Source organism: Methylomonas koyamae, assembly GCF_001644025.1.
Classification (GTDB): domain Bacteria; phylum Pseudomonadota; class Gammaproteobacteria; order Methylococcales; family Methylomonadaceae; genus Methylomonas; species Methylomonas koyamae_A.
The window spans coordinates 1-12,265 of the sequence record NZ_LUUK01000163.1; the positions used below are offsets into that span (position 1 = coordinate 1).

Consider the following 12,265-nt stretch of genomic DNA (forward strand, 5'->3'; position numbering starts at 1 on the left):
AGCGGAGCCGAAGGGAACATCAGTAACGAGCCCCCAAGCGCCAGCAACAAAGCCGGCAAATCGCGGTCTATTCGGTCGGTGTGGCGTGGTGCTGGCTGTGCTCCGGCAACGCCGCGCTACCGTGCTCGGCGATCTGCGCGTCGAACCAATGGTGTAAGGCCGTCAGTAACGGCGCGTATTCGGTCGAGAAATGGATTTGGCCGCCGTCGGGCAATCGCTTAAAGTCGAAACGAATCTCGCCGGGCTGGGCCACTTTCATCTGCGCCAAACCGGGCATGTCCGGGCCGTGATAGCGTTCCGTCGACGAAAAGTCGCCTTTCTGGAATTCGGCGGCGGTTTGCCGCAAATAGTCTTGTATCCGCCGGATCTGTTCGGCGTTGTCCGCCGATTTCGCCACGATATGCAGGATGCCGCCGTGCACGGTTTTCGAGAAAGACTCCAAGGCCTGAGCCCTGTCATAAGGCACCAAAGGACTATGCGCCGCCGACGACAGCTCGGCCGTTGGTTTCGCTGCCGCCCCGCCCGCGAACAGGGCAACGATCAATAATAGGATGGTTTTCATGGCCTCCCCCTTGTCGATTCGACATTGCGAACGTTTAAAACAAGAAGACCCGGACTGGCGGCGGTAGTTCAGCCAGCGAAGGGGTAAAGCGAAGCGCTATCAGAGTGCGGGAGCCATTAACGGGCGGATTTCATCGAGACGAGTTGCTTGCGACTTAACCCATCAGCGGCGCGGGCAAGGGTTGATAGCGGTCCAGCAAATCCTTGAGCCAGTCGGCGCCGACAGCCGATGCCGCCGGGTCGTCAGCCTTCAAAGCCTCCCAACGTTTGGCTAGATAAGTCCGCCAACTTTCATCCTTTTCCGCTGACTGGCGTTCCGCATCCAACCAAGCTTGCATCGCCTGTTTGGCTTGCTCGCGCCGAGCGGCGGACGCATCGGCTTGCAAGGTTTGCAGATAGCGCCACAGCCGGATTTCCAGCGGAAACTCCCGTTGCAGGTTGTCGTCGCAATTCGCCAGCACCGCGTCATCCCATAGGCCGTTGAGCACGGCGAGGCGCAAGGCTTGCGGCAACGGCAACACCCGGTCGCCGACTAGGGCTTGGTCGGCGCCGTTGCCGGCGCTTTTAGCGCTTACCCAGTGTTGGACGGATTCGGCAAACGCCTGCCACGCAGCTTCATTTTCGGTCGTTGCCGCCTGCGGTTCGGGCGCCGGCTCCGCGTCGTCTTCGAAGTCTATCCACTGCCCTTGTTCCGCCAGTTGCCGGCGATGCAGCAGCTTTTGCAGATAGCCCTCTGCATTCGGATTCCCCGGATATTTCTGCACAAAGCCCTGCAAGTGCTCGATGGCGGCTGGCAAGTCGTCGGCTTGATGGCGGCGGGCATAGGCGGTCGCCAGCAGCAAGGCGCAATGACCATCGCTAGGCTCGATTCGCAAGCCCCGCTGCGCGTAGTCCAAGGCGGCGGTCCAGTCCTGGTCGCGTATCGCTAATTGGGCCAGCGTGGCATAGGCGTGCAGATTGTCCGGATCGAGTTGCAACACCTGTTGCAACAAACGCCGGGCTTGCGTCCTGTCGTCGGCGTTAGCGGAGGCGGCCAGCAAGCGCGCCAATTCCACCCGGCATGGCAAATGCTCGGGAAAGCGCCGGGGCATTTCCCACAACACCCACTGCGCCCGTTGCGGCTGACCGGCTTGGCGCAAGGCCAGTTCCCACAGCATCCACAGCCGGGGATTGTCGGCGTCAATTTGCACAGCTAGATGAATCCACTGCATCATGCGGCCCTGGATTTCCGGCTCGCGTAGCGGGTATTTATTTAAAAACGCGCGGGCGCATTTATCCAGTGCCCTTACGAAGTGGAACCCATCGCCAGACTGGTGCAAATATGCTTCGTGATCGGCAAGCAGCGACCGAATGGTGTCCCACGCATGATTTAAGTTGCGCGATTGCTTGACATCGCGAACCGCTTGGTCGGCCACGCTAGCCAGCGCGGGCGGTTCTAGCCGGTACGCTTTCTTGGCCGGCGTTGCGGCCCGCGCCTGTGCGGAAAAACCGACCAAACTCAATATCGACAAGGCCTTGTCTTCGCCCAGCGGCGTCAGCAATTCCAGCAAAAAACCGCGATAGCGGTCGGTACTCAGACTGGGATTGCGCGCCATCACCGCGCGTAGCGACTGCGCCAGTTCCTGTTGTGCCGGCGTTCCCCAGCTTTTGCGGCGTTGATACCGGTTGATCAGCGCTTGCACTTGCAGGCGTAAATTGCGCAGGCTGTCTTGCTCCGACAACGGCAATCTGGCCAAGGCCAGCAAACCCAAATGCAAATAACGTAGCGAACGCAAGCGTCCGGCTTCGACGACGAAGGATTGCCAGAAAAACTGCAAATCGTCGTCGCCTTGCTGAACGGCCAGCACTTGCCAGTAATCGAACTCCGGGTCGCGGTAGGCGGACAGGGTCAGTTTAGCCAGCCATTGCAGCCACGACGCCCGTTCAGATTTCAACGCCTCCTGGGTTTGCGGCAGCCGAAAATACAAGGGCCATTGCAAGGCTTCGCAGACCTGCGCGGCGTAAGCCGACAATTTGCGCGGCTGCGGCAGCGCCGTTTGCCGCTGCGTCGTCAGCCAAGCGGCCAGACCAGCATCCAGCGAGGCCGGCAAATCGGCGGTGGTTTCGTCCGGTAATCCCGTCGGTTCGCCCAACAGGCTTCCGGCTATATGGCGGCTGTCGCGCGGTAAGATCGCCAATAAAAATTCGTAGGGCTGAATCCGCTCGAACGGCGAAACATCCGCCGCGCCGCGCAGTAAGTCATTTACTGCTTGCTCGGGCGCTTGGCATAATTGCTCCGCCCAGTTTTGCCAGCTCATGCCAGCATCTCGCCGAAACCTTCGCAACCCGACAGGTTTTGCAAGCCCTGAATATGGCGGTTGCGCGCCTGTAGGTAGTCGTGCCCGCTTTGCAGCGCATGCGGTCGGGAGATAAAGCCCAAGGCCTTGATGTGCTTGGGCTGATAATCGATAGGAAAGGTCAGCAGTTCCGGGGTAAAGGCGTCGGGTATCCGATCAATGCTTAAATCCAGGGTATAGCCGTAACTTTGGTTGCTGGACTGCGAGGGTGCGGGAATAAACGCGGCGGACATTTCCGCATCCAGTACCGTGGGACGAGTAAAACTAGCAACGGCACCTTTCCGACCCGCTAGAGTCCGCGCGCGCCGCACTTCGTCCACCTGATAACACATCAAGGCCACAGCCAAGGGTTTGCCGGCGGTACTGGGCCAATGGGTCAGGCCCAGTCGGTCGCGCAAGATGTGCGGCCAATCGGCTTTGATCAGTTTATCCAGGTTGCCGCCTTCGAAATCGTTCAAAAAAGTGGCGAACAACGGGCGCATTTGGGTCCGTTTATCGTTCCAAAGCCGCACGAATTCGCTACGCAATAATTCGGCATCCTCGGGCAAATCGCTTTTCCCTAAGTCTTTCCGTGAGTTGTAAAAGCGTTGCCAAAAGGCTTGAGCGGTAGCGGACAGCAGAGGATCGTCGAATAGATAACCGATGGATTCCAACCGCAATAAATAGGTGTTGTCCAATGATTCGTTCAAGTGCGCCGGGCCGTTTATAGCCGTAAAGGTTTCGGCGCTTCTGGGCAAATCCTTGGCGACGTGAACGGACGTTGCCAAATAGCTTTTATGCTCCGCCTTCCAATCCGGATGAGTCGCTACATCGCCGACGTAGTCGCTGTAATCGTAAGCACGCTGATCCGAAACTGCTTGCTCCCAGCGAAAATTGGCGGCTTCGCAACGAGTCAATTCGTTGGTTTTTGCGGCACTACCGTCGGCGGCAAGGGATTCAAGTGAAGGACTGAGGTTCATGTTCCTAAGAGTAAAAATTTTTGCCGTTGTCTCAGGCATTGATTGGGTAAACGAAGCGTGATCCAACAATTTTTAACTTTTTCTCTAAGGCGGATGGTTTTGCTTATCCGCCTTACAATTTTTGTATTTCTGAGTACCGATTTAAATTGCAAAACGGCATTCAAGACTAAAAACACTAATTTTCGCTTGTAGTCGATCTCCGTTCGCCTTTATCACATTACCCCTGTCCCCAATCTTCCGTGCTATTCCACCGTCACCGACTTGGCCAGATTTCTGGGCTGATCGACGTCGGTGCCTTTCAGCACGGCGACGTGGTAGGACAGCAGTTGCAGCGGTATCGTGTAGATGACCGGCGAGATAGCGTTGGCGACGCTAGGCATTTTGACGATTTGCACGTTCTCGTCGGCGGCGTCGCTTTCGGCCAAGTCTTCGTCCATGAACACGATCAACTGCCCGCCGCGGGCGCTGACTTCCTGGATATTGGATTTCAGCTTTTCCAACAGGTTGTTGTTGGGCGCGACCGTGACCACCGGCATTTCGGCGTCGATCAAGGCCAGCGGGCCGTGCTTCAATTCGCCTGCCGGATAGGCTTCGGCGTGGATGTAGGAAATCTCCTTCAACTTCAAGGCGCCTTCCATCGCGATCGGGTAATGGGTGCCGCGGCCGAGAAACAAGGCATTGTGCTTATCGGCGAAACGCTGCGACAACAGTTCGATGGCGTTGTCCAGCTTCAGCACTTTTTCGATGTTGCCGGGCAGGGCGAACAGTTGCGAGACGATGTGTTCCTCTTTCTCGGCACTGAGATCGAAGCGGCGGCCGACCACGATGATCAGCATCAACAAGGCCACCAACTGGGTGGTAAAGGCCTTGGTCGAAGCGACGCCGATTTCCGGGCCGGCGCGGGTCATCAACACCAATTCGGATTCGCGCACCAGCGAGCTTTCCGGCGCGTTGCAGATCACCAGCGAGTGCTTGACGCCGAGCTTTTTAGCTTCCTGCAAAGCGGCCAGCGTGTCGGCGGTTTCGCCGGACTGGGAAATGGTCACGACCAAGGTATCCGGCGCCACGACCGGGTTGCGGTAGCGGAATTCGCTGGCGATTTCGATAGCGCAGGGCACGCGGGCGTATTTTTCGAACCAGTAGCGGGCAACCAAGCCGGAATGGTAACTGGTGCCGCAGGCCAGGATCAGCACCGATTTGATTTGGTCGAACACGTCGGCGGCGTTGTGGCCGAAGGCGTTGTCCTGCAAGCGGTTGTCGATAAAGCGGCCTTCCAGGGTTTCGGAAACCGCCCAAGCTTGCTCGTAGATTTCCTTGAGCATGTAGTGGCGGTATTTGCCTTTGTCGACCGAGTCGGCTTTCAACTGGCTTTCGATGACCGGACGGACCACGCGGCGGCCGGCTTCGTCGAATATCGTGACGCCGTTGATGGTCAATTCGGCCACGTCGCCGTCTTCCAGAAAGATGAAGCGCTGAGTGACCGGCAGCAAGGCGGCGATGTCGGAGGCGATGAAGTATTCGCCGATGCCGATGCCGATCACCAATGGGCTGCCTTTGCGGCAGGCGACCAGCACGTCCGGTTGCTCGCAGTCGATCACGCCCAGCGCATAGGCGCCGCGCAGGCTTTTGACGGTTTTACCGACAGCGTCGAGCAAATTGCCGGCAGCTTTCAGCTCTTCGGCAACCTTGTGGACGATGACTTCGGTATCGGTCTCGGAAGTGAATACGTAGCCGTTTTCCTGCAACGCGGCGCGCAGGTGGTCGTGATTTTCGATGATGCCGTTATGTACCACCGCCACTCTGTCCTTGCTGACGTGCGGGTGGGCGTTGCGGGTACTCGGCTTGCCGTGGGTGGCCCAGCGAGTGTGGGCGATGCCGATGCGGCCTTCGATCGGGTCGGCGGCGATTAGCGCTTCCAGGCCCTTAACCTTGCCCAGTTCGCGCTTGCGGAAGATTTCGCCACCGTTGATGACGGCCAGGCCGGCCGAATCATAACCCCGGTACTCCAGACGCTTTAAACCTTCAATCAAAATCGGAACCACGTTGCGTTGGGCAACGCCCGCGACTATGCCGCACATATTATTTCTCCGGCCGACTGCTTTGTTGGGAGTGCGGAGCACTGTCTGTTTCAGGGCCCGCTTGTTTAACCGGTCTTTGCCAACCGGCGATACTGACTTGCTTGACGCGGCTTAGGGTCAATTGCTCGGCGGGGGTGTCCTTGGTAATCGTCGAACCCGCGCCTATCGTGGCGTTTTTGCCGATCCTGACCGGTGCCACCAATTGCGAGTCGGAGCCGATGAAGGCACCGTCTTCGATGACGGTTTTGAATTTATTCACCCCGTCGTAATTACAGGTAATGGTGCCGGCGCCGACGTTGACCTTGCTGCCGATTTCGCTGTCGCCAATATAGCTCAAATGGTTAATCTTGCTGCCGACGCCGACGTCGGCTTTCTTGATTTCGACGAAATTGCCGATGTGGACCTGCTCGGCCAAGCGGGTTTGCGGTCGCAGACGGGCGAACGGGCCGATCCGGCTGCCGGCGCCGACTTCGGCGTCCTCAATGACGCTGTTAGGCAGAATTTCCACGCCTTCGCCGATAGTGGCGTTCTTGATCACGCAATGGGCGCCGATCTTGACGTTGGAGGCGATGCGGTTCACGCCTTCGAAGATCACGTTGATGTCGATGTCGATGTCTTGACCAAGCTCGGCGAAAACGCCGCGCACGTCTAGGCGGGCCGGATCCCGCAAGGTCACACCCTTCTCCATCAGCGCCTGGGCTTGTTCGCGTTGGTAAACCCTTTCCAAATGGGCCAATTGCGCGCGATTATTGACACCCAGCACTTCGTCGGCACTGGCGGCCTGACTGGTTTCTATCGTCAAACCGTCGTCTACCGCCATTTCGATAATGTCGGTCAGATAGTATTCGTTCTGGGCGTTGTTGTTGGACAGCCTTGCCAGCCACTGCTTGAGCTGGCTGCCCTTGCAAGCCAGGATGCCGGTATTGCCTTCGTTGATTTGCGCTTCTGCCTCGTTGGCGTCTTTTTGTTCGACGATCTTGATGACTGCATGATCCTTGTCGCGGACGATGCGGCCGTAGCCGGTAGGATCGTCCAAAGTCACGGTCAGCAACGCCAATGAAGTCAGACTGGCTTTGCGCAACAGGGTTTGTATGGTTTGGGTTTTCAGCAGCGGTACGTCGCCGTATAGGATCAAGACGGTATCGCCGTCTTCGACATGATCGATGGCTTGCTGTACCGCGTGACCGGTGCCAAGCTGCTGCTTTTGCTCTATCCAGGTGGCGTCCAACGCACTCAGGGTTTGTTTAACCGCCTCGCCACCGTGGCCGTAGACGATAAAGATTTGATTGTCCTCTAGCCCGCGGCTAGTTAGGTATACGTGCTCCAGCAATGCCCGGTTGGCGATTTCATGTAGCACTTTGGGCCGAGCCGAACGCATCCGCGTACCTTGGCCGGCGGCGAGTATTATGGTTTTTATCGACATCGTGATTCCTAAAACAAAAAAGCCCGATGACGTCTAGCGCCATCGGGCTGTATTTTTACGCGATTCCGAGCTTACGCGCCACGTTTTCTTAATCTATCCAGAGTCCGTAGCTTCATGACCGCGTCGGCCAATTCGGCCTGCGCGAGGGCATAGTCGATTTTACCGCTCTTGTCGGACAGCATTTCCTCGGCTTTGGCCTTGGCTTGCAAGGCGGCGGCTTCGTCAATGTCCTTGGCCCTAATCGCGGTGTCGGCCAATACCGTGGCGACATGCGGCTGCACTTCCAGGAAGCCGCCGGTAATGTAAAACGCGTGCTGCTCCTTGTCGCTGATCTTGACCCTGACTTCGCCGGGTTTCAATTTAGTGATCAGCGGTGCGTGCCGCGCCGCGATACCGACATCGCCCATTTCGGCCGGCGCGAACAACATTTCCGCCAAACCGGAATAGATTTCCTGCTCGGCGCTGACTATGTCAACATGGATGGTCATTACCATGATCGAACCCTCCTATGCCGAGTTACATGTTTTTGGCTTTTTCGATGGCTTCGTCGATTGTTCCCACCATATAAAAAGCTTGTTCGGGCAAGCTGTCGTACTCGCCGCTGATAATGCCTTTGAAGCCGGCGATGGTGTCTTTCAAGGACACGTATTTGCCGGGCGAACCGGTAAATACCTCGGCCACGAAGAACGGTTGCGACAGGAAGCGTTGCACTTTACGCGCGCGAGCCACCGTCAGTTTATCTTCTTCGGACAATTCGTCCATACCCAAGATGGCGATGATGTCACGCAACTCTTTATAGCGTTGCAAGATACCTTGCACGGTTCGGGCGGTTTCGTAATGTTCCTGGCCGATCACCAGCGGGTCCAACTGACGGCTGGTGGAATCCAGCGGATCGATCGCCGGGTAAATACCCAACTCGGCGATTTGACGGGACAATACCACGGTCGCGTCCAAGTGAGCGAACGTAGTGGCTGGCGACGGGTCGGTCAAGTCGTCGGCCGGTACGTAAACCGCTTGGATAGACGTGATAGAACCGGTTTTGGTCGAGGTAATCCGTTCTTGCAGAACGCCCATCTCTTCGGCCAGGGTCGGTTGGTAACCTACCGCGGAAGGCATACGGCCCAACAACGCCGATACTTCGGTACCGGCCAGGGTATAACGATAAATGTTATCGACGAAGAACAACACGTCACGGCCTTCATCACGGAAAAACTCCGCCATGGTCAGACCGGTCAACGCAACGCGCAAACGGTTTCCCGGCGGCTCGTTCATCTGTCCGTAAACCAACGATACTTTGTCGATAACGTTGGAATCGGTCATTTCGTGATAGAAGTCGTTACCTTCGCGGGTCCGCTCACCCACACCGGCAAATACCGAATAACCGCTGTGCTCGATCGCGATGTTACGGATCAATTCCATCATGTTCACGGTCTTACCTACGCCCGCGCCGCCGAACAGGCCGACTTTACCGCCTTTGGCGAACGGGCAAACCAAGTCGATCACCTTGATGCCGGTTTCCAGCAACTCATTGGCTGGCGCTTGATCGGCGTAAGAGGGCGCGTCGCGGTGGATAACCCATTTTTCTTTCTCGCCGATAGGCCCTTTTTCGTCGATGGCGTCGCCGAGGACGTTCATGATACGGCCCAGCGTGGCTTGGCCGACCGGTACCTTGATCGCTTCACCGGTGTTGCTGACGCCGGCGCCGCGTTTCAGACCGTCGGTAGAACCCATCGCAATCGTGCGAACCACGCCGTCGCCCAATTGTTGCTGGACTTCCAGAACCAGACCGCCGTCAACATTCAACGCGTCGTATACTTTCGGCAGGTTTTCGCGCGGAAATTCCACGTCGACGACCGCTCCGATGATCTGAACGATTTTACCCAAACTCATTATGTCGTCCTCTTTAAAAATCTATCTAAAACTTGTCTTGAAAGGCCTAAACGGCGGATGCACCGGCAACGATCTCGGAAATTTCCTGGGTGATGGCGGCCTGTCTGGCTTTGTTGTAAACCAGTTGCAATTCCTTGATGATGTTTCCGGCATTGTCGGAAGCACTCTTCATCGCCACCATCCGGGCGGCCTGCTCGCAAGCGTTGTTTTCCACCAAACCTTGAAACACTGTGGATTCGACGTAACGAATCAGCAAACTGTCCAGAACGTCCTTGGCATTGGGCTCGTACAAATAATCCCAATGGCCGGACAAAGCCGGTTCCAACTCGCCGACTTGCACCGGCAGCAGTTGTTGCAGCACCGGTTTCTGCGTCATCGTGTTAACGAAATCGTTGCTGATCAGAAACACTTGGTCGATCCGGCCGGCTTCGTAGGCATCCAGCATGATTTTCACGGTTCCGATGATGTCGGTTTGGTGCGGCGTATCGCCGAGCTTGGTTGCTTGACCGATCAGGTTGGCATTCAGCAGGTTGAAAAACACGGCCGCCTTGCCGCCGATCGCGCACACATCGATTTCGATGCCGTTAGCACGCCATTGCTGCATTTCGACCAAGATCTTCCTGAACAGGTTGGCGTTCAAACCGCCGCACAAGCCGCGGTCGGAACTGACCACGATAATGCCTACCCGCTTAACCTCGCGTTCGATCAGGAACGGATGTTTATATTCCGGATTGGCATAGGCCAGATGCCGAATGATCTGACCTATTTTTTTTGCGTAAGGCCGGGTTGCTTGCATGCGGTCCTTGGTTTTCCGCATCTTGCTCGCCGCCACCATTTCCATGGCTCGGGTGATCTTCTGAGTATTTTTGATACTCGCGATCTTGGTACGTATCTCTTTGCCAACAGCCATGTGCGGACCCTTTACCAGCTACCGGTCTTGACGAAACGCTCGATGGCGCTGTGAATGCCTTTTTGAATTTCGTCGTTGTAGTCGCCTTTCTCGTTGATTTTAGCCATCAGCGCGGACTCTTCGTTGCGCATGAAATCCAGCAGCGCGGCTTCGAACGCACGGACCTGCTTGACTTCCAAGCTATCCAGGAAACCGGAGTTCGCCGCGTATAACGAAACACCCATTTCGGCAACCGACATCGGCGCGTATTGGTTTTGCTTCATCAACTCGGTGACGCGTTGGCCGCGCTCGATTTGCTTGCGGGTGCTTTCGTCCAAATCGGATGCGAACTGGGCGAAAGCCGCCAACTCGCGGAACTGCGCTAAGTCCAGACGAATACCGCCACCCAGTTTTTTGATGATCTTGGTTTGCGCCGCGCCGCCAACCCGCGATACCGACAGACCGGCGTTGACCGCCGGACGAATACCTGAGTTGAACAGACCGGTCTCCAGGAATATCTGGCCGTCGGTGATCGAAATCACGTTGGTCGGAACGAAGGCCGAAACGTCGCCGCCTTGGGTTTCGATAATCGGCAGAGCGGTCAACGAACCGGTTTTGCCTTGTACCTTGCCGCCGGTTAGCTTCTCGACTTCAGCCGCATTGATGCGGGCCGCGCGCTCCAACAGGCGCGAGTGAATGTAGAACACGTCGCCAGGATAGGCTTCGCGTCCTGGCGGACGACGCAGCAACAGGGAGATTTGACGGTAGGCCCAAGCTTGCTTGGTCAAGTCGTCGTAAATGATCAGCGCGTCTTCGCCTTTATCGCGGAAGTACTCGCCCATCGAGCAGCCGGTGTACGGCGCGATGAATTGCAGCGCGGCGGATTCCGAGGCTGACGCCACGACGATAATGGTGTGATCCATCGCGCCGTGTTCTTCCAGTTTGCGGACCACGTTGGCGATAGACGAGCGTTTTTGCCCGATCGCAACGTAGATGCATTTAATACCGGTACCTTTTTGATTGATGATCGCGTCGACGGCAATTGCTGTCTTACCGGTTTGACGGTCGCCGATGATCAGCTCCCGTTGGCCGCGGCCGACCGGAATCATCGAGTCGATCGCTTTCAAGCCGATTTGGACCGGTTGATCAACCGATTGACGGGCAATAACGCCTGGAGCGATTTTTTCGATCGGCGAGCTCAAGGCGGTATCGATCGGACCCTTGCCGTCGATCGGATTACCCAACGCGTCGACCACGCGACCCAGCAGCGCGTCCCCAACCGGCACTTCCAAAATCCGGCCGGTGCATTTGACGGTGTCGCCTTCGGTGATGTCTTGATAACCGCCCAACATGACCACACCGACGGAATCGCGTTCCAAGTTCAATGCCATGCCATAAGAGCCGCCGGGAAACTCCAGCATTTCGCCTTGCATTACTTCCGACAATCCGTGAACCCTAACGATACCGTCGGTCACACTGACCACGGTACCTTCCGTATGGGCTTCAAGGTGGGCGTCGAAATTTTCGATCTTCTTCTTGATCAGATCACTGATTTCTGATGGATTTAATTGCATGTTATTTTCCCGCTCTAACTCTTAAAGTCTTTTGGCTAATTGATGAAGCTGGCCTCTGACGGAACCGTCGATGACTTTATCGCCGGCTCTGGCGAGTATGCCCCCAATTAACGATTTATCGACAGAAACGGCAGCGTTGACTTTTTTGTTCAAGACTTTTTCAAGCATGGCGACATATTTGCCTTGCTCGGCCTTGCTCAACGCGTATGCACTGTACAAGTCGACATTGACATAGCCTTCGTCGTCGGCTTTGTGCTGTTCGAACATTGTCGCAATTTGCGGCAACAGCGACAGCTTGTCGTTGTCTATCAGTATCTTGATCAGATTTTTCGCTTCATCCAGAACATGGTCTCCGCAAATGTCGAAAACCAAGTTCGTAATGTTCTGTTTACCCACTCTAGGGTTATTCAAAATGTCGGACAGGGCCGGTTCCCGCAGCGCCAAAGACAAAAAAGCCAACGAATCGGACCATGCGGCGACAGCGTCGCCCTCCTTGGCACGCTTGAACACAGCTTCGGCATAAGGTCTTGCTAGTGTCGCTAACTCAGCCATGGC

Annotated in this window: 10 protein-coding genes; all 10 read right to left on the bottom strand. The window is 56.4% G+C overall.

The window, feature by feature from the left end:
• Window positions 1–67: 67 nt before the first annotated feature.
• Complete coding sequence (locus tag A1355_RS11760) at window positions 68–562, bottom strand: hypothetical protein (protein ID WP_064028278.1); 495 nt, start codon at window positions 560–562, stop codon at window positions 68–70.
• Window positions 563–716: 154 nt separating this feature from the next.
• Entirely contained in the window at window positions 717–2,858 is a 2,142-nt protein-coding gene (locus tag A1355_RS11765) for a tetratricopeptide repeat protein (RefSeq protein WP_064028281.1), read from the bottom strand.
• On the bottom strand, window positions 2,855–3,856 hold the full coding sequence (locus A1355_RS11770; RefSeq protein WP_064028283.1) for a hypothetical protein: 1,002 nt from the start codon (window positions 3,854–3,856) through the stop codon (window positions 2,855–2,857). The genes A1355_RS11765 and A1355_RS11770 overlap by 4 nt, the downstream gene beginning before the upstream one ends.
• A gap of 242 nt (window positions 3,857–4,098) precedes the next feature.
• On the bottom strand, window positions 4,099–5,934 hold the full coding sequence (glmS, locus tag A1355_RS11775; protein ID WP_064028285.1) for a glutamine--fructose-6-phosphate transaminase (isomerizing): 1,836 nt from the start codon (window positions 5,932–5,934) through the stop codon (window positions 4,099–4,101).
• Between the two features lies 1 nt (window position 5,935).
• Entirely contained in the window at window positions 5,936–7,357 is a 1,422-nt protein-coding gene (gene glmU, locus A1355_RS11780) for a bifunctional UDP-N-acetylglucosamine diphosphorylase/glucosamine-1-phosphate N-acetyltransferase GlmU (protein ID WP_064028287.1), read from the bottom strand.
• Between the two features lie 71 nt (window positions 7,358–7,428).
• A complete protein-coding gene (locus A1355_RS11785) occupies window positions 7,429–7,851 on the bottom strand; it encodes a F0F1 ATP synthase subunit epsilon (protein ID WP_064028288.1) in 423 nt (140 codons plus the stop codon).
• Window positions 7,852–7,873: 22 nt separating this feature from the next.
• A complete protein-coding gene (gene atpD, locus A1355_RS11790; RefSeq protein ID WP_064028291.1) occupies window positions 7,874–9,247 on the bottom strand; it encodes a F0F1 ATP synthase subunit beta in 1,374 nt (457 codons plus the stop codon).
• Window positions 9,248–9,293: 46 nt separating this feature from the next.
• Window positions 9,294–10,157, bottom strand: coding sequence for a F0F1 ATP synthase subunit gamma (gene atpG / locus A1355_RS11795; protein ID WP_064028293.1), 864 nt, complete (start codon window positions 10,155–10,157; stop codon window positions 9,294–9,296).
• Between the two features lie 11 nt (window positions 10,158–10,168).
• On the bottom strand, window positions 10,169–11,710 hold the full coding sequence (atpA, locus tag A1355_RS11800) for a F0F1 ATP synthase subunit alpha (RefSeq protein ID WP_064028295.1): 1,542 nt from the start codon (window positions 11,708–11,710) through the stop codon (window positions 10,169–10,171).
• A gap of 21 nt (window positions 11,711–11,731) precedes the next feature.
• On the bottom strand, window positions 11,732–12,262 hold the full coding sequence (locus A1355_RS11805) for a F0F1 ATP synthase subunit delta (RefSeq protein ID WP_064028297.1): 531 nt from the start codon (window positions 12,260–12,262) through the stop codon (window positions 11,732–11,734).
• Window positions 12,263–12,265: the final 3 nt, after the last annotated feature.

Excerpts from the sequence above, each read along its gene's own strand:
- A1355_RS11770 (WP_064028283.1), bottom strand. The coding sequence starts at position 3,856 with ATGAACCTCAGTCCTTCACTTGAATCCCTTGCCGCCGACGGTAGTGCC.
- A1355_RS11805 (WP_064028297.1), bottom strand. The coding sequence starts at position 12,262 with ATGGCTGAGTTAGCGACACTAGCAAGACCTTATGCCGAAGCTGTGTTC.
- atpA (WP_064028295.1), bottom strand. The coding sequence starts at position 11,710 with ATGCAATTAAATCCATCAGAAATCAGTGATCTGATCAAGAAGAAGATC.
- atpD (WP_064028291.1), bottom strand. The coding sequence starts at position 9,247 with ATGAGTTTGGGTAAAATCGTTCAGATCATCGGAGCGGTCGTCGACGTG.
- A1355_RS11765 (WP_064028281.1), bottom strand. The coding sequence starts at position 2,858 with ATGAGCTGGCAAAACTGGGCGGAGCAATTATGCCAAGCGCCCGAGCAA.
- A1355_RS11760 (WP_064028278.1), bottom strand. The coding sequence starts at position 562 with ATGAAAACCATCCTATTATTGATCGTTGCCCTGTTCGCGGGCGGGGCG.
- glmS (WP_064028285.1), bottom strand. The coding sequence starts at position 5,934 with ATGTGCGGCATAGTCGCGGGCGTTGCCCAACGCAACGTGGTTCCGATT.
- atpG (WP_064028293.1), bottom strand. The coding sequence starts at position 10,157 with ATGGCTGTTGGCAAAGAGATACGTACCAAGATCGCGAGTATCAAAAAT.
- A1355_RS11785 (WP_064028288.1), bottom strand. The coding sequence starts at position 7,851 with ATGGTAATGACCATCCATGTTGACATAGTCAGCGCCGAGCAGGAAATC.
- glmU (WP_064028287.1), bottom strand. The coding sequence starts at position 7,357 with ATGTCGATAAAAACCATAATACTCGCCGCCGGCCAAGGTACGCGGATG.